General features: G+C 34.2%; 16 protein-coding genes. All 16 read left to right on the top strand.

The genetic code is table 11. The features are described from left to right. Positions 1-895: 895 nt before the first annotated feature. Positions 896-1,987, top strand: a complete 1,092-nt coding sequence (locus IGJ02_RS11315; RefSeq protein WP_430602055.1) for a tyrosine-type recombinase/integrase — start codon at positions 896-898, stop codon at positions 1,985-1,987. Positions 1,988-2,255: 268 nt separating this feature from the next. Beyond that, positions 2,256-3,002 carry a winged helix-turn-helix domain-containing protein gene (locus IGJ02_RS11310; protein WP_430602054.1) on the top strand — a complete coding sequence of 249 codons (747 nt, stop codon included), beginning with the start codon at positions 2,256-2,258 and terminating at the stop codon, positions 3,000-3,002. A 110-nt stretch (positions 3,003-3,112) separates the two neighbouring features. Then, positions 3,113-3,766, top strand: coding sequence for a hypothetical protein (locus IGJ02_RS11305; protein WP_430604107.1), 654 nt, complete (start codon positions 3,113-3,115; stop codon positions 3,764-3,766). A 36-nt stretch (positions 3,767-3,802) separates the two neighbouring features. Further along, on the top strand, positions 3,803-4,900 hold the full coding sequence (locus tag IGJ02_RS11300; RefSeq protein WP_430602053.1) for a DUF916 and DUF3324 domain-containing protein: 1,098 nt from the start codon (positions 3,803-3,805) through the stop codon (positions 4,898-4,900). Next, on the top strand, positions 4,900-5,220 hold the full coding sequence (locus IGJ02_RS11295) for a hypothetical protein (RefSeq protein ID WP_430602052.1): 321 nt from the start codon (positions 4,900-4,902) through the stop codon (positions 5,218-5,220). Before IGJ02_RS11300 ends, IGJ02_RS11295 begins: the two co-directional genes overlap by 1 nt. A 9-nt stretch (positions 5,221-5,229) precedes the next feature. Next, positions 5,230-5,454, top strand: a complete 225-nt coding sequence (locus IGJ02_RS11290) for a hypothetical protein (RefSeq protein ID WP_430602051.1) — start codon at positions 5,230-5,232, stop codon at positions 5,452-5,454. Between the two features lie 89 nt (positions 5,455-5,543). After that, positions 5,544-6,275 carry a WxL domain-containing protein gene (locus IGJ02_RS11285; protein ID WP_430602050.1) on the top strand — a complete coding sequence of 244 codons (732 nt, stop codon included), beginning with the start codon at positions 5,544-5,546 and terminating at the stop codon, positions 6,273-6,275. Between the two features lie 109 nt (positions 6,276-6,384). Further along, positions 6,385-7,419 carry a DUF916 and DUF3324 domain-containing protein gene (locus IGJ02_RS11280; protein WP_430602049.1) on the top strand — a complete coding sequence of 345 codons (1,035 nt, stop codon included), beginning with the start codon at positions 6,385-6,387 and terminating at the stop codon, positions 7,417-7,419. Between the two features lie 258 nt (positions 7,420-7,677). Continuing rightward, complete coding sequence (locus IGJ02_RS11275) at positions 7,678-11,967, top strand: MucBP domain-containing protein (protein ID WP_430602048.1); 4,290 nt, start codon at positions 7,678-7,680, stop codon at positions 11,965-11,967. Between the two features lie 267 nt (positions 11,968-12,234). Beyond that, positions 12,235-13,695 carry an amidase gene (locus tag IGJ02_RS11270; protein WP_430602047.1) on the top strand — a complete coding sequence of 487 codons (1,461 nt, stop codon included), beginning with the start codon at positions 12,235-12,237 and terminating at the stop codon, positions 13,693-13,695. Positions 13,696-13,704: 9 nt separating this feature from the next. After that, positions 13,705-14,550, top strand: coding sequence for a transporter substrate-binding domain-containing protein (locus IGJ02_RS11265; RefSeq protein ID WP_430602046.1), 846 nt, complete (start codon positions 13,705-13,707; stop codon positions 14,548-14,550). Beyond that, on the top strand, positions 14,551-15,231 hold the full coding sequence (locus IGJ02_RS11260) for an amino acid ABC transporter permease (RefSeq protein ID WP_430602045.1): 681 nt from the start codon (positions 14,551-14,553) through the stop codon (positions 15,229-15,231). 138 nt (positions 15,232-15,369) lie between these two features. Next, positions 15,370-15,558 (top strand): hypothetical protein, encoded by a 189-nt coding sequence (locus IGJ02_RS11255; protein ID WP_375179524.1) that lies wholly within the window; start codon positions 15,370-15,372, stop codon positions 15,556-15,558. 30 nt (positions 15,559-15,588) lie between these two features. Next, positions 15,589-15,858, top strand: a complete 270-nt coding sequence (locus IGJ02_RS11250; RefSeq protein WP_430602044.1) for a PTS sugar transporter subunit IIB — start codon at positions 15,589-15,591, stop codon at positions 15,856-15,858. 225 nt (positions 15,859-16,083) lie between these two features. Then, positions 16,084-16,506 (top strand): helix-turn-helix domain-containing protein, encoded by a 423-nt coding sequence (locus IGJ02_RS11245; protein WP_010763113.1) that lies wholly within the window; start codon positions 16,084-16,086, stop codon positions 16,504-16,506. 101 nt (positions 16,507-16,607) lie between these two features. After that, positions 16,608-17,606 (top strand): LacI family DNA-binding transcriptional regulator, encoded by a 999-nt coding sequence (locus IGJ02_RS11240; RefSeq protein WP_430602043.1) that lies wholly within the window; start codon positions 16,608-16,610, stop codon positions 17,604-17,606. Positions 17,607-17,639 lie beyond the last annotated feature (33 nt).

The following is a 17,639-nucleotide window of genomic DNA, read 5'->3' as shown; positions in this document are numbered from 1 at the left end:
GAATCATTAACCAGAAAATTAAATTGTGTTAAAAACTGTTGATTATTAAAATTGAAGGAAATGGAAGTATATATATTTTTTTTTACATATTTTGGCTCGTCTTTTAGTAAGTCTGTCCGATTCAATTTGTCGCTACGTATCCCTATAAAAATTTGTTTCTGCTTTTTTATTATATAGAAGGATATCTTTTTGTTTAGTCAAAGCATATGAAAGTGAAAACAATAGTTATTGGATAAAATCAGCAAGTCGGATTGAAATATCTGTTTCTTGGATTAGTGTACGGATATACAAATGAAGCGTGATTCCAAAGTATATCAAAGGCGTTTTGTCGAGAATAATGTATGGAGGTTAGTAGAAAAAGTCTATTATAAGATAACCTAATTATCTTCTTTTGAGAGTAAATTAGGCAAAAAATTAATAAGGAAGAGACTGGAGAAAAATTCTTTTAGCTTCTTGCTTTTTTTATACCAAATTTTACTGAATTTATTCTTGTTGTTTTTAGCTACATTATCTTTCGTTACACTACTATTTTAAGAGTTTGATAAATTTATTCTACGGATACTATCAACAGAATTATTTTGAGAATAGATTTATAAAGGGTGTTAAAAAAGTATAAATGATATCATAATGATTTTTTTAATGTTTTTATATTTTTCTCGTTTTTTTATTTTTAATTTCTTGTTATATTAACAAACAAGTAATTATGGATAGGTTGTGAATAATACCCATCTGTTACAACATATAATATATTCTATTTCTCATATTGTCAATACTTTTTAATGTATTTTATTTTACTTTTCGGTATGTTTTCTTTTGTTTTTAGTTATTTATTGGTATTATAGAGTGGAAAATATAAGCCGTCAAATTGCCGTCAAAATGAAGGAGGAAATGTTTAATGGTTAGAAAAGGAGAGAACATTTATAAAAGAAAAGATGGTCGTTGGGAAGGGAGATACATTAAGGGAAGAAAAGGGGATGGAAGTGCTATATATGGCTATATATATAATAAAAAATATCTTGATTTGAAAGAAAAGTTATTAATGATGAAGGCGCTATATTCACATAATTATGCTTATAAAACAATCGCCTATGAAGGGACATTCAATGACTGGGTGACTTGTTGGCTGAAAGAAGTACAAGCACAGTTGAAACCTAGTACTTTTGCTGGTTATAAAAATAAGATGGAAAAACACATTCAACCATTTTTAGGAGACATTCCGTTACAATCCATCACAACAACGATTTTAAATAGCTGGATAAAAAAAATAGAGCAACATCTGTCTCCTAATTCTATTCGGATTGTTCATCAAGTTTTGACGTCTTGTTTTATCGGTGCAATAAAAAGAGGACTGATCAAAGAGAATCCGTGTAAGTATGTGGTTTTACCTAAAAAAACACAAAATAAAGTAAGTGCAATTACATCATACGAACAAAAACAACTAAAAAAACAAGCTGCAGCACATCCAAAGGGATTAGCGATCATCATAGCTTTAGAAACTGGCATGAGGATTGGAGAAATAGCTGGATTGAAATGGGAGGACATCGATTTTTCAACGAATATTATTACTGTACAGAGGACAGTTCAAAGAATTCAAATGAATAACGGTATAAGAAAAAAAACACAAATTATTGAAGGAACACCTAAAAGTATTACTTCTAAACGTGTCATTCCACTTTCTAAAAATTTAGGTAAACTGTTAACGATACAAAAATTAAAAAGTAATGGTGTCTTTGTATTAAGGGGGGCGAAACCTGCAGAACCACGTTTGATATCTATTTGGCTTAAAAAAATATGTCAAAGTATCCATTTTTCCAATATCCATTTTCACCAACTTAGACACAGCTTTGCTACTCGGTGTCTAGAAAAAGGGGTAAACATAGCAACTATTAGTGCTCTGTTAGGACACCACTCGTCAAAAATGACTTTGGATATTTATTTAAGTTCCTTTATGTCAGAAAAAAGAAAAGCAATTAGGTTAATAAGTTAGTCTATCTACTTTCCAAAAAAATACAAGTTTTGGGAAGAGATAGACTTTTTTTGTTTTTTCAATTAATGTACGTTTTTTTGTTTAGTTTATATACAATTTTTTAAAGGTAGATATTTCAGTACAGGTTTAAATTTTTATATAATTTAAGCCGTCAATTTTTCCGTCACAGAGTCTTTTGAATGTTGATATCCATAGCTTTAAAGGGTTTATCATATTTGTTAATAAAACAAGAAGCAAAAATAAAAATCAGAATGGAAGGGACGAGTATATGGAAAATATTATTGGTATTTTACATATCGGAACAAATTTTGAGCAAAACAATAATACAGGTTTATTAATTCAAGAGGCTCTTAGTGATCCCAGTTACGCATTGATTGAAGTTGCAGAGAAGAAACAAATAGGATCATTAGATGGTTTGATCATTAACTTGGAAAAATCTTCTGACTCTATTCAAGTGTTTCAATGGCTAATTAATTTACAAGAAGATTATTCTTTATTTATTTGGATTCTTTGCGGAGACGAAGAATCTGAGTTGATTAAATTTTATCCTCATTTAAGTAAAAATTCTGTAATAGAAGTTTTTCAATCGAATCATGGTATTGAAACGTTGAGCATTATAATAAAAAATGCACTCAACTATAAAAAGCATTTGTTAAATCAAACAACGTCCAAAAAGATAACGAAGGAGATTTTTCTAGATTCCTCAAAACTAAGTTTTGTTGTTCACAATAAAAGCATACCATTGACAGGAAAAGAATACAAAATCATTGCATTACTCTATAAAAATATGGGAAATGTCGTGACGTATCATGAGATTGATAAAGAAATCTACGGTGAATCATCAGGCAAACCCGTCGCAAAATATAGAGTCGCAAATTTTATTTTTAGTATTAGAAATAAACTGAAAGAGCAAAACTATTTTGAAATCGAAATCGTTCGAACAAAAGGATATGTTCTCAGCTGTTTAGAAAATGAAAAAGATTTTATCAACGATACAAATGAACTAGTTTTATAAAAGTCATTTTGTAGATAGCATTTAAGAAAATACAAGCTGTTGATATGTATTAATGAGTGCAGAGTATGTGGGATGAAAGTAACTATGAAAAGAAATGGATGGAAAAATTTGTGAAAGACAAAAAGAAATATTATGAAAAATATAGAAAGTATTATTTCTGTGAAATTGTACTTTTAATTGGATGGATCATTAATTTTATTCTTTTCTCAAGGTTCTATGAAGAGAGTATATTCTACGTCGATAAACAAGCCAAGCTGCTGATTCAGCTATTATTTCTGGTGAATTACTACTTAAATGATTTAGTACTATACCTATTTGTTTCATTTTTGTTAATGACCTTAAATTTACTTGTTATTTTAATGCTTTGTATCGAAAGCCGGAAATCGGTTAGTAAACAATATAAAATCAAGTATATAATGATTTTAATGTTAATCATTATTGGAATCAATGCTGTAGCACTTTTAAAAACAATTATTTGGCCGTTATTTTTATTATTATTTATCTTTTCATTAACAGTCGTTTATATCATCTACGTTATTACAAATTACTTGTATGAAGGAAAAGATGAGACTTACGAAGAAAATGAATTAGTTAAAAAGGAAGAAGGATTTCAAACAAAAGAAGAGGCGGAAAAATATAGCAAAGAATTTTTATCTTATTGGGCAGAAGATTTTGAAAAAAATGGTTATCGCTTAGTAAACAGTATAAAAAAAGACCAGAAAAATGAATGGTATGTTGAATTTATCGTGCAAATAATTAAGTAAGAATAGATTTAAGGATAGCTAGGAGGAAATATATCCATGAAAAAAATGAATATACTATATACTGCGTTGATCTGTGTCTTTTCATTATTTTTTTTTTCAGATCGAGCCAGTGCTAAAAGTGAAAAGGATAATTTAGGGTACACAGTGACGCTTGTACAATCAAACACCCAAATAGATCCCAATAAAAGTTACTTCTATGTGAAAACAACTCCTGGAGAAGCACAGACATTGGAAGTAAGAATCAAAAGTACCAAAAAAGAGAATGTCCGAATAAAGATTTATGGAACCAATGCAATTACAGGCGATGGGGGAACAATCGAGTATAGCGATGACAAAACCTATTACGATAAGACCTTAAAAGAGCCAGTGACGTCAATGATTAAAATACCAACACCAAGTATTACCGTTGGCAATTATGAAGAAAAAACCGTAAAAATCCAATTAACACCACCCAAAAAAAGCTATGATGGGGTGAAAATGGGTGCCGTAGTTTTCGCCCTAGAGCAAGAGAAGAAGGCAACAAGCGGTGTATCAACAGAATTTTCTTATCGAGTGGGTTTGATTACGTCTCAAACAGGAGACGAATTTAATAATGCTCAAATACTGAATTTAAATTCGGTTAAAGCATCAATCAAACGTGGGAAGAAAATGGTATTAGCCAATCTACAAAATCCCGAACCAAAAGTATTAGAGAATTTAAATATTGTAGCAACGATGACAAAAAAAGGTTCAGATGAAACCGTAAAAAGGAAATCTGTGGAGAATTACACTATGGCGCCAAACAGTGTTTTTGATTTTGAAATAGATTGGGGAATTGCAAATTTACCAACAGGGACTTACACCCTAAGACTGGATGCATCTAATGATTATCAAGAATGGCAGTTAAGTAAGGATTTTACAATCACCAATCAACAAGCTAAAAAAATGAACGAAGAAACGGCATTTAAAATTGTCACACCAAGTTGGATTAAATTAACAACGATTTTCTTAATGATACTTGCAATTTTGATTATGATTATGACACTTATTAGAAGAACGAAATGGGAGAAACAATGGAAGAAAATTAAAATTGCCAAACGAAAAAAGCAAGGTGGTAAAACGAAAAAATTAAAAAATAAAAAAAAGGGTGAATAATGATGAAAAAGCCTTACTTTATTTGGCCGATGCTTATAGGAATATGTGCTTTTTGTGTGTTGCTTGGTCAAGTAACTGTAGTTTTTGCGGATCAAGAAAAGACCGAAACAGGCATTTCTTTCGATCAATTTGTCGAACAAGAGAAACAAAAGCCGCCTATCTATGAAACAAAGCCAACCACTGATCCTACCCTAAATGGGGCTTTACCCCATTTAGGCCAAATGATGACATCGTTTATATTGTTATTACTAGGTGTTACCTGCTTAATCGTATTTTTAGGTGTCATAAGTTTAAAGAAAGTTTACAACATAACGGTGTAGGAGGGGAATATGAACGATTATTTATGGGTTTATATATTAGGCGGAATAGCGACTAGTTCGTTGTTGTATTTTTTAGCAACACTGTCTAAAGATGTCTTTTTAGTCAGGAAGTTAAAGAAAAAAAGAAAAGATTTAGCACTTAATTTTAGTTTATTAGCACTATCTATCGTGAGTTTATCATTGATTATTTATTTGTTTATCTTATTAAAAGATCAAATAAAATTAATCGGATAACAACGCTAGAAATGTATTATTCTGTGAACAATTTATAACAGTAGCTGTCGCCAATTTTATTTAGGTTAAATAAGAAAGGTGATTAAATTTTGAAAAAAATACTATTTACAACATTACTTGCTTCATCAGCTTTATTGATTTTTGCTAAACCTGCAAATGCAGAAGAAGTTGGAAGCGAACAAACAGATTTGGGCATTCGTTTTGATACTGACGGACCTGTAAAACCTGGACCTGGACCATTTAAAGATAACTTAGCATTGGTATGGACACCATCTAAATTTGATTTTGGTCGTCAATCAGCAACAGCAAACATTGCTACATACAGCAATACTGTAGCTGGAGATCAATATGTAGTTGTAAATGATGATAGAAAAGGGACAGTAGCTGAAACACCAGAAGAAGGCGGAACTAGAGCTGAAACAACCTCTGCTTGGAAAGTCACTGCCTCAATGTCTAAATTAGTTTCTAAAGACAGCTCAGCTACTGAGTTACCATCAAAACTAACTTTTTCTTTAGGTGATCCTCAAGCTTACGATATCGGTGAAGTGGATCCAGATACAAATGACTACTTGCCAAATCCAGTTGAAGGTAACTTAAGTGCACTTACAGATCCTAGCAACATTGTTATTGGTAAAAATGTAACTTTAGAAGCCGGAAATACAACGGGAACTAATATTATTGCCAAAACACAAGCTGATACTGTTAAAGGTGGGTTTGCTACAAAATTAACAGATACTAAATTAACCGTTACTACAGGTACAGGCGCTGCTGGTAAAGCATTTAAAGGCAGTGTCAACTGGAGTTTAGACAACACGTACTAAAATAATAATAGGAAAAAATTTTAAGTAGGTTGGTCGATGGTTACTGTTATAAATTGTTCACAGAAAAATGACTAAATTTAGTTTTTATTGAAGAAAGGTAGATTGGTAAATGAAAAAAAATCCTGTATATCTTTTACTATTATTGATTAGTCTTGTTCTTTTGTTTAATCCAGTAATAAGTTTTGCTGCACAAGAATCAGCCAATTTAATTAATGGATTATCCTATGAAGTGCTATATCCTGAAAATCAAAAAAATAAGAATTTAGGTTATTTTGACCTCAAAATGGAGTCAGGACAAGAACAAATCGTTGCGCTTAAATTGTACAATTCGTTATCTAAAGAATTGACCATTCAAATACAATTGAATACTGCCAAAACGAATAGCATCGGCAAAGTTGAGTATGGACCGAATAACCTAGAAAAGGATTCATCCTTAACCAATGATTTTATAAACATAGTCAAAGCGCCAGAAAAAGTTGTGATTCCTCCAAATAGTAGTAAAAAAGTGGAGGTTTCAATTTCGTTACCCAAAACGGCTCCTGCGGGTTTAATCGCAGGAGGTATTCAATTGAAGCCAGTCAATGAGCATAAAATGGACAATAAAAGTAAAAAAGATACTGTCATCAATGAATTTGCTTTTTTAGTAGGAGTCCTATTAAGAGTGGGAGATACCACAAAAATACAACCTGAGCTGAAACTCAATAAAACATACATAGCATTTAAAGACGGAAAGAGTCATTTGTTTGCCAATATTTCCAATAGTCGTCCAGTATACACCGAAGGAATGAGTATCATGGTTCAGGTGAGAAAAGCGAATAAACAGAAAAATTTATTTGAGTATCGCAAAGACAACATGCGAATGGCGCCAAATTCAGTCATTGATCTTCCAATTGAATTAGCAGACAAAGGGTTAACGGCAGGGAAATATACAGCTCAGATCACGATCAAATCCAACAAGGATGCTCGCTGGTCTTTTACAGAAGATTTTACGATCAATACACTAGAAGCCAACTCACTTATAACAACGCGTGTTGAAAAGAAAAGCGTTGGTAGACCACTTCTTGGGCTCCTTTTTTTCTTTTTGTGTTTAAGCCTTCTTATTTTCTTTGTAATGTATAAACGAATCAGACATAAAAAAATATAGACTGAAGAAAAAGCAGTATGTTATAGAAACCAATGAAGTTTCTTCCTTTTAGAATAAGTAAATGTTTCCAAGAAATGATCGAAACCCAATCACCGCAAACAACGTTTCTTAGTTTATCACTTCCTTGAGAGATTATCCTAAATAATTGACAGTAATATAAAGGAGGTGCTGCGATAGAAAAATAATTTGGTAGACGATCAAAAATAAATAAGAAAGGAGGAAAGATGGATAACAAAAAAAGAAAGAAAGGAGAAGAAAATGAAGTACCCAAAAAAGCAAAGTAGTACAAAAAAATCATGGATACTCATAGGTTTAACTGTGTCTTGTATTATTTCTGTTACTGTTTTATTTACTAAAACAACTCCTCTATTGGCACAAAGGAAAGAGAGCGTAGAAAAGACTGAGTCTAACACAATGAATCAAGAACTGGACTCATCTATAACCAATTCATTAGGAGTGGAAATACAAGCAAGCAATTTAGGCCGTGCCCTTGATCCAATAGAAAATGAATCAGGGTTAAAAGTGACGCCAAAGGTTTTAAAAGTTCAACAAAATGAGTCTTTTCCTGATCTATATAGTGAAGATGACCTTAAGCTACTCTTTTCAAAACAAGTCATACCTCATTCAGAATATGGAGCAACATATGAGTATGTGGATGAACAGGGAGAACCTACTCAATTTAGTAGTGAGCAGGTAGGCTTTCAAATAATTTATGTCAAGGTGACAGAAAATTATAGTGAGACGAGTGTTCAAGTGCCGGTGCCGGTAACGGTCACAGATATTGGAACTTCTTTATTGTTAGGGAATAAAGTCGCACTTCAAATTGAGCACATCAATGGGAAAATTATTTTATATCCAGAAGAAACAGCAAATAAGACGGAAGAAGAGCTGAAACAGCTAGTTAAAGAAAAATCAGAGGTATACGCTTGGAGTATGGAAAATGGAACAGATGTTTCGACAAATGTGACCAAAACAACTATTTCTACAACTTCCGTTGGAACGTACAAGGCTGATTTTGAAATCACTATGAGGGTTGGAGTGGAAGAGAAAAAAGCTTCTGTTCAAAAAAATGTTATTGTCTTTGGAGCTAATCCAAAACCTTTTGCGATCAGAGAAAATGAGTATTTAGATGTGTCTGGTGAGTCCGACAATCTGTTTGGAAAATTTCAAACCGTTGAAGATACACAGGCATCAAGTTTGATGTATGAACTTGTTGGGGAAACCGGTGATCCTTTAGGTGAATATGATACGACAAATGTTGGATTTGGATGGGCTTACGTAAAAATGACCGATTATATCTATCCAAGTATTTCAACGATCATCAAAGTTCCAATCAATGTGACAAATGACGATACCACAGCGTTGCTAAAAAATAAAGTGATGGTGCAATCGTCTGCAGAAACCCTTTTTTACCCGGATGAAATAGCAGGTAAAAGTAACGAAGAATTGATTGAATTAATCAGATCAAGAGCAGAGGTAACGGCTTGGAATATGAGCACAGGTGAAATGATTCCGGCCACTTTTACTGAAACGAATATGGTCAATAATTTAGTGGGAACCTATAATACAACCATTCAAGTGGAACTAAACGGAGAAATTGCTACTACAACACGAAATCTTATAGTTTTTGGTGCAAATTTGAAAGCACCATATTACTTTAATGTTATGCAAGGTGAAAGCTTAGATATGGGCGAAAATGCTCAAAATATATTTTCAAAATATCAAACAACTTTTGGAAATGATGCTTTTGATGCCTCTTTTGAATGGATCGATGAATATGGTGATCCAACTGAAACGAATGATTTTGATAGCAGTGAAGTAGGATTTCAATGGGGTTATATTAGAATGACAGATATAGGCAATCCAGAGATATCAACGGTTATCCCCATACCAATAACCGTAACACTTGACAAACAAACGGTTATTGTAGAGTCAAAAGCAGGGCTGAGTATTGAAAATAACAAACCGTTTATATCAAGCGAATTTCAGGATAAAACCGATCAAGAAATTAATCAATTATTAACACAAAGATTATCACCCACAGCCTGGAATTTGACGTCAGGAGAAAAACTAGAAGTTAAGATTACTCAAACAGCGATTGCGGATTCCGGTGTAGGTCAAGAAGAGGTAACAGCAAGGATTACATTGAACAACGAACAGGTGACATATAACTTAAATATTTTTATTTTCCCTGGTCAAATATTTGAAGATGAAGATATAGATACTTGGTCAAACATCTATTTAGGTGATTATGAAGTTATCACTAACCCTATAAATGGCTCTCAAATGGGATTTCCCAAAAGAGGGATCTCAACGTCGACTGAGGATGAAGCAGAACATGGATTCATCATCAAAGATGAAAATGGGGTTGGTTATGTCTTTGGCCATGGTGAAGGAAGAGTATCAGATATTCCAGGAGTGAATAATAAAGTTTTATATGGCGACGCTTGGTTTCCAGATTTTGGTTTGGGACAAGAGAGGATTAATTCAAATTTAACCTCTAGTTACTATCTAAGAAAAGGCAATAAACTAAAGCAAATTTTAATAGACGAAAAAAATGAAATTGTCTATGAATATAATCTATCTTTGAATAGAAACTTAAATTTTAGTATTCGTTTGAATATGTATAACGTAGCTGATACAATGAAAAAATTTTCAATGTTAGAGAGTGTAGATACAGATTATTATACGGATGAGGTGCCAATATATGCTCTAGGAAATAGTAGCGGTTTTTATATGGAGCCACCATCTTCTGGATCAAGATTTTCAATTAAATTAAAAGATTCTAATGGCAATTGGTTATCTGATTATACAAAATATGCTGTGATTCACTACAGCAATTTATTTAAAAATAATTTTCTTGACAACTTTAGTGGAGATGGTGCTGAGAGTATGAACTATAGTCAAGACGATGTGATCTTTGATGAAGGGGATTCCGCTTATCAATTAGGAGCACCTTGGAAAAATATTAAACCTGGTAAGGCACTTGAAGTTGGATATGAGATTTTTGCTGGTGCTGAAATTCCTTATATGCAGATAAAGGCTAATCCAGAGATATTTAACGTTTATGAAGACCATAATGCAGATTTTGATACAAAGTACAAGCTGAGTAAAATTCCTAAAGCGGGCAATCGTGGAACGATCTATGTGACCTATCCTAGTGGTAAAGAAGTGACAACTCGATTTACTGCGAATGCGAACAAAGAATTTAATGGTAAATTGAACATCCCAAGAACTGAATTGCCGCAGAAACTCAATGAAGAACCAGGTACGATAAAAAGTTATGATACTGGATTATTAGCTATTAATGAAACGGCAGGCGATTTTCAAGGATTATCTTCCCAAGACTATTCAGTACAAGTCAAAGTGTATAACCTTGGAGCAAAACCAGTTCCTCAAATCATTCAAAAAGGGGATGATTTGAAGAAAAAAGCATCCGAATTAATACAAGATGCAGTGATACTGCCAGGTCATACAGCTTCTTACGAATATGAAGGTGATATGCCAGATACGTCTGTTGTTGGTTTAACAAGTGTATCCGTGCGTATGACGGATACAAATCAACCAGAAAAAACAACATTGATCAAAGTACCGATACAAGTAGTAGATGAACCCCCCCCAGCGAATGGGATTTATCTAATAGCAAATGATTTCAGTAGTAGCGGGGAAGTTTTTCAAGAATTAACGGAGAGTGAACGGGACAAGCTGATTCTTAAAAAATCTGAAGCGATTGCTTGGGATACAGAAACAGGTTCAATTGATAAAATCAAGTTGTCCGTAGAATCAACTACATTACCTTCGAATCCTGAACAAGGAAGTTATAAAGCAACAATTAAAGCAACTAAAGGCCCAGAAACAACTAAAAAGACGATTATGATTGATATTCAAAGTAACCAGAAGGTCAATGTTGAATTTGTGGATGAAAAAGGAGAGTCTTTACACGATAAAATTACCTTCGATAAAACGATTGGTACGACAATCGATTTAACAGAAGAAAAAGAAGTTCAAAAAGCACTGGAATCCATTCAGGCTAAAAACTACCAATTAGTGAAAAAGCCAGACAATGAAACCAAGATTCCTGTGACAAGTGAAGAAAGTACCGTTCAATATCAATTTAAAGGCATGTTGTTTATACAGTCTTCCCCAAATTTTCTGAATTTTGGACGTAAATCTTTAGGAATACCGTTTATAAAAGTAGAAAAAGCGAAATATGACAAACCGCTGATTGTTTGGGATAATCGCAAAAATGGTGGTGCGTGGAACTTAACGGCAACGTTAAAGAAACCGTTGACGAGCCAAGAAGATCAAAGCAAAGTTCTACCTTCTGCTATTCGTTACAAAATCAGTGATTCGGAAACGGTCACCTTATCAGAAAATACAACACAATCTATAGCAGAAAGGACACATGTATCCAAAGGTCAATACAATGTAAGTAATGAGTGGGATAAAAACGAATCCGGTTTGTTATTAGAAGTGCCTTCTGGAGAAGTTTTACAACCTGGTGGTTATCGAGCGACGATTTTATGGCAAGTAGAGCAAACACCTTAATTGAAATACAAAAAAGTTCCGACCAAAGAATTTAATTCTTGGCGGAATTTTTTTGTAATGTCATTATTTTTTAGTTATGCTTTAATGAAGTGAATAAATAAAAAACTAAACATTAACGTAATTTAATTGATTAAGTTTTTCAAAAAATATATTTTTTAACATTATACAATGTCTAGCTAAATGTATCATGAAAACACCAAGCAAAATAAAGTAAAAATCCCCAAACAACCTGTATAATAAAACTATCGGGACATAAGGGGGATGATCATGAAAGACGGCTTGTACTACGCAACACAATTTAGAGACAAAAAACTAAGCGTGACAGAGTGGGTCGATGAGCGAACGCAACAAGTAAAAAAGTTGAATCCTGAGCTCAATGCATTTGTGGATTGGGATGCAGAATCAGCAAAAGAACAATACAAAGCTAGAGGAGCAGAAACTGGTCCTTTTTTTGGCTTGCCAATTCCGTTAAAAATGTTGGGACAAGATAAGGCAGGAATGAAATCAACTTCTGGTTCCCGTTTATTTATAGAAAATCGTGCGAGTTCAACGGATAATTTTGTCAAAGGGTTAGAACATTTAGGCTTCATACCCTTAGGAAAAACAAATGCTCCAGAGTTCGGGTTTAAAAATATTTCTGATCCGACGATTTACGGACCAGCGAGAAATCCGTGGAATCTTGATTATTCACCGGGCGGTTCTAGTGGTGGTGCTGCGGCAGCCGTTGCTAGTGGCTTGTTTCCAATTGCTGGGGCAAGTGATGGCGGCGGTTCGATTCGAATTCCTGCTTCTTTTAGTGGACTGATTGGATTAAAACCTACGCGTGGCAGTATGCCAGTTGGACCTGATGGCTGGCGCGGTTGGCAAGGGGCTTCGATTGATTTTGCGTTAACCGTTTCGATGAGAGACACAGAAACATTATTTTATCATTTACGCGGAACAAAAAAAGCTGCGCCCTATCAAGCGCCAAAAGCGGAATGGGAACAGCAATCAGCGGCAAAGAAACAAGTCTTGAAAATCGCCTTTTTAACGGAATCACCTGTCGGAACATCCGTTTCAGAGGAAGCGATAAAAGCAACACACAATGCAGCAGTATTTTTAGAACAACAAGGTCATGAAGTAACTGAAATTTCGTATCCAGTCAATGGACGTCAATTGATCGACAGCTATTACTTGATGAATGGTGCAGAAACAGCTGCCGTGTTTGAAGGAATTCAGGAAGCAATTAAGCGACCGATAACAAAAAACGATATGGAGTTGATGACTTGGGCAATCTATCAATATGGTAGACAGATTCCTGCAAGCCACTATACAAGATCACTTCAACTGTGGGATCATGCGGCATATAAAATGGAGCAATTATTCGTGGAATATGACTTATTATTAACGCCGACTGCCGCTGATAGTGCGCCTAAAATTGATGCAGAACTGCAGAGTGATCGGATTCGTAAAGACTTAGCTCAATCGGAGTTGCTTTCCGGTTTACAGTTAAAAGACTTGATCTATGATATGTTTGAAAAAAGTTTAACGATCACACCATTTACTCAGTTGGCTAATTTAACGGGACAACCGGCAATCAGTTTACCTACTCATGTAGCAGCATCAGGTTTACCTCTAGGCATTCAATTTATGGCATCAAAAGGTCGAGAAGATGTATTATTTCAAGTTGGAAAGTTATTTGAACAAGAGCAGAAATTCTTATTACCAAAATTTTATCGTGAATCATAGGAGGTTCAAATGAAGAAAGTATTTGCTAGTTTTAGTATTGTTGCATTAAGTTTAGTGTTCGTTGCGTGTGGTGGCACAAAAGAGAAGACTGCTGGAAAAGATAATAGCTGGCAAAAAGTCGAGGATACGAAAAAGCTAACAGTCGCCACCTCAGGAACGTTATTCCCGTCATCTTACTATAATGATAAAAACAAATTAACTGGTTATGATGTGAATGTCATCACAGAAGTTGCCAAACGTTTGGATGTTGATGTTGAATTTAAAGAATACAATGTTGATGGCCAAATCACGTCAGTTGATAAAGGCGAGTCCGATTTAGCGGCCAATGATTTTGATTTATCAGGGGATCGAGGCAAAAAATTCATCTTATCTTCTCCAATCAAGTATTCATTTGATAGTATGATCGTCAGAAAAAGCGATGATTCTGGCATTTCTTCCCTTGAAGATTTAAAAGACAAAAAAGCGGCTGGCGAACCAAATACAAACTATATGAAAATCGCGGAAAAATATGGAGCAAAATTAGTAACGTACGATAACGCGACAAATGACCAATACTTAACAGATGTTGCCAATGGTCGGACAGATGTTATTTTAAATGATTATTATCTACAAAAAATGTCAGTCGGTGCGTTGCCTGATATTCCGGTGAAAATTTTAGAAGGTGTATATTTCAATGCTAATTTTACTGGCTTTTTAATGAAAAAAGACAGTGTTGCATTAAGTAAAAAAATTAATGAGACATTAAAAGCAATGGCTGATGACGGAACAATGAAAAAAATCTCTGAGACGTATTTCCAAACAGATGTTTCAGTGGAGCCGAAAGAAAAAGTGACAGAAAGTGTTTCAGCTGAATAGATGTATATACCAAAAATCGATTTTCAGTTAATGATCGACTCGATTCCCTTTCTGCTGACTGGTTTACCTTATACAATTGGCATCAGTGTCGTGACGTTTTTGATGGGGAATGTTCTTGGTATTCTGTTGACAGTTTTAGGAATGTTGCCTTCAAAAGTGTTTAAAGGTTTTGTCCGATTTTATATCTCTTTTTTACGGGGAGTTCCAGGTTTGGTTTTATTATTTCTGCTGTATTTTGGTCTGCCCTATCAATTAAGTGCATTAACTGCGGCGTGTATTTGTTTTAGTTTGACAAGCAGTGCGTTTATTGCTGAAATTTATCGAGGATCGATTGCTGGAGTGGAAGCAGGGCAATGGGATGCGGCGTATGCATTAGGATTACCGTTTGGAAAAGTGATGCGCAAAATTATCTTACCGCAAGCTTTTCGGATTTCGATTCCAGCTTTAGGGAATGTAGCGATGGACTTGTTAAAAGGCACATCTTTAGCTGCGATGATCACGATTCCTGATATTTTTCAAAAAGCCAAAATCGTGGGTGGAAGAACCTTTGATTATATGACGATGTATATTTTAGTAGCGGTGATGTATTGGCTCCTATGCGTTGCGATTGGCTGGGGACAAAGTTGGTTGGAAAGACATTATATCAATCGTTATAAAGGAAAATCAGAAGTGAGAACGTAAAATAAACTGTGTAAGTGGCTGAGAAATAGATGGCTGCTTATACAGTTTTTTTGTTGTTAGGATTTATTATTCTTTTCTTCTCAAAAAACGAGTATAATTAATTTAGACGATAATGATGAATAGAAAGTAGGAATAACAATGGATAAGAAAGAAATAAAAGAGACAAGTCAATTTTTAGTTACGGAATACAAAGACAGTCTTAAAAATGGATTTATCGAAACACCTAGTCAGTTTATGATGCGTATGAATGTAGAGTCAAAAGTTGAAGAATATGTCCGTCCTTTGTTAAATCAAGCAGAACAAGAATTTAAAGAGCGTACGAAATAATCGATCAATATTATTTTAGGGAGGAAGAAGATGCCCGTTTACATTTGTTGTGCTGGTGGTATGACATCTAGTATGTTTTGCCAAAAAATCGCAAAAGCGGCAGATCCTAACGAGGTTTATTTGGGACAACTTCATGATGTAATTGCTGATGTTCAGAATTTATCAGCTACGTATTCTACACTGATTGCATATGGTGGGGAAGGCGAAATTAATAAATTGAGTCTAGAACCAATCTTTAAACCGTATGTTGATCGTGTTATAGTTTGTCCGCAAGTTCGGTATAAAACGATAAGTTTATAAAAACTTCTATCACCTTTAGACACTCCTTATACAGATATTGATATGAAAACCTTTGGGAATATGAATGGAGAAAAGGCGTTAAGAGAGATTTTAGAATTTCAGACAGAAACTTAGTCTGTTAATGGTCGAATCGAAGGTGCAAATTTATTTAGCTTGCCACAATGCAAGCTTTTTTTGCGTGATTTTGACCCTGATTTAAGCGATAATAAACGAGAGGTGAGCAAGATGACAATTGGTGAAATTTTAAAAGAAAAAAGAGAACAACTTGGCTATACTCAAAAAGAGGTTGCTCAAAAGTTGTATGTATCTAGACAAACAGTCTCTAATTGGGAAATTGGAAAAACATATCCTGATATAGAGAAATTATTAAATCTAAGTGATTTTTACGGACTCTCTTTGGATGAACTAATTAAAGAGGACTACAGAATGGTTGATAAGCTAAAAAGAGACACCTATGAGCAAAAAATTCGAGTATATGGTTTTTTATCAGAACAATTATCGGCTATGATTTTAGGATCTATCCTGACTTGTCTCTTTTTTGGCGTTCATTTTTCAATGCTGGTTCAAATAATACTTATTGTATTGACGCTGAGTTGTTTTATTTTTCTTTTGTGGCGTAATGGTTTAGTTGAAAAGTTACTAAGGTAAGAAGTTAGTCTTGCTAAAATAGTAAGTTTTCATTTTTAGCATTGACAAAAATAAAAAGATACTCTATATTTATGGTATCGATATCACAAAAGGAGAAGACCATGGCTACGATCAAAGATGTCGCAAAAAAAGCTGGTTTATCGGTTTCGACAGTTTCACGTTTTTTGAACGATCATCCGTATATTTCAGATGATAAAAAAGAACGAATACAACAAGCAATGGATGAACTAAACTATGCGCCGAGTGCGATTGCAACACAACTTCGTTCAAAAAAATGTACCACAGTTGGTGTGTTGATTTCAAGAATCACTAATCCTTTTTTTTCTTATTTAGTGGATGCAATCGAAAAACAAGCAAAAGAACATGGCTACCAGCTGTTGATCATGCAAACGTATGATGATCCAAAAGCAGAGTTGAAAATGCTGGAGTATTTAAAACAACAAGTGGTTGCTGGTGTTATCATGACTTCTATTGAAAGTGATTCACAAGTGATTGAAAGGTATTCAACATATGGTCCAATTGTCTTGTGTAATGAACAATTAGAAGGAACAGGTATTCCAAACATTTCCACTAATCAAGAAGAAATCAGTTATGAAGCAACCAATTATCTTATTCAAAAAGGGTATCGTAAAATCGCCTATTGTACCGGTGGAAATCTAACCATTGGTGGACATGGTCAGCGTCGAACGAAAGGGTTTGAACGAGCACTTGCTGAACATAATTTACCCATCAAAAACAAATGGATTTTTAAACAAGTCCATAACATGAAAGATGGTCAAAAAGTAGCAAAAGAGCTATTGGCTCTACCTAAAAAGGAGCGGCCAGATGCTGTATTTAGTGGAAGTGACGAGGTTGGGATTGGAATTATCCAAGAAGTGCTTCAACAAGGATTACGTGTACCAGAAGATTTGGCAGTATTAGGGTTTGATAATCAGCCAAGCACAAGTATTATTGCCGTCCCACTAACCACCATCAATCAGCCAACAACAGCTTTAGGAATGGAAGCTACGAGATTGATGGTTGCGTTGATTGAAGGAACAACCTACAAAGTAAATAAACAAGAGCTTATTTTATCGCTAATCGAGCGTAAATCCACCTAGGTGGATTTATTCTTACGAAAATATGATATCGAT

Source organism: Enterococcus sp. DIV0724b, from assembly GCF_050531475.1.
Classification (GTDB): domain Bacteria; phylum Bacillota; class Bacilli; order Lactobacillales; family Enterococcaceae; genus Enterococcus_L; species Enterococcus_L haemoperoxidus.
Note: the sequence above shows the minus strand (reverse complement) of the source record. Positions and strands in the feature narration are given on the sequence as shown.

Excerpts from the sequence above, each read along its gene's own strand:
- IGJ02_RS11315 (WP_430602055.1), top strand. The coding sequence starts at position 896 with ATGGTTAGAAAAGGAGAGAACATTTATAAAAGAAAAGATGGTCGTTGG.
- IGJ02_RS11310 (WP_430602054.1), top strand. The coding sequence starts at position 2,256 with ATGGAAAATATTATTGGTATTTTACATATCGGAACAAATTTTGAGCAA.
- IGJ02_RS11300 (WP_430602053.1), top strand. The coding sequence starts at position 3,803 with ATGAAAAAAATGAATATACTATATACTGCGTTGATCTGTGTCTTTTCA.
- IGJ02_RS11295 (WP_430602052.1), top strand. The coding sequence starts at position 4,900 with ATGATGAAAAAGCCTTACTTTATTTGGCCGATGCTTATAGGAATATGT.
- IGJ02_RS11290 (WP_430602051.1), top strand. The coding sequence starts at position 5,230 with ATGAACGATTATTTATGGGTTTATATATTAGGCGGAATAGCGACTAGT.
- IGJ02_RS11280 (WP_430602049.1), top strand. The coding sequence starts at position 6,385 with ATGAAAAAAAATCCTGTATATCTTTTACTATTATTGATTAGTCTTGTT.
- IGJ02_RS11275 (WP_430602048.1), top strand. The coding sequence starts at position 7,678 with ATGAAGTACCCAAAAAAGCAAAGTAGTACAAAAAAATCATGGATACTC.
- IGJ02_RS11270 (WP_430602047.1), top strand. The coding sequence starts at position 12,235 with ATGAAAGACGGCTTGTACTACGCAACACAATTTAGAGACAAAAAACTA.
- IGJ02_RS11265 (WP_430602046.1), top strand. The coding sequence starts at position 13,705 with ATGAAGAAAGTATTTGCTAGTTTTAGTATTGTTGCATTAAGTTTAGTG.
- IGJ02_RS11260 (WP_430602045.1), top strand. The coding sequence starts at position 14,551 with ATGTATATACCAAAAATCGATTTTCAGTTAATGATCGACTCGATTCCC.
- IGJ02_RS11255 (WP_375179524.1), top strand. The coding sequence starts at position 15,370 with ATGGATAAGAAAGAAATAAAAGAGACAAGTCAATTTTTAGTTACGGAA.
- IGJ02_RS11250 (WP_430602044.1), top strand. The coding sequence starts at position 15,589 with ATGCCCGTTTACATTTGTTGTGCTGGTGGTATGACATCTAGTATGTTT.
- IGJ02_RS11245 (WP_010763113.1), top strand. The coding sequence starts at position 16,084 with ATGACAATTGGTGAAATTTTAAAAGAAAAAAGAGAACAACTTGGCTAT.
- IGJ02_RS11240 (WP_430602043.1), top strand. The coding sequence starts at position 16,608 with ATGGCTACGATCAAAGATGTCGCAAAAAAAGCTGGTTTATCGGTTTCG.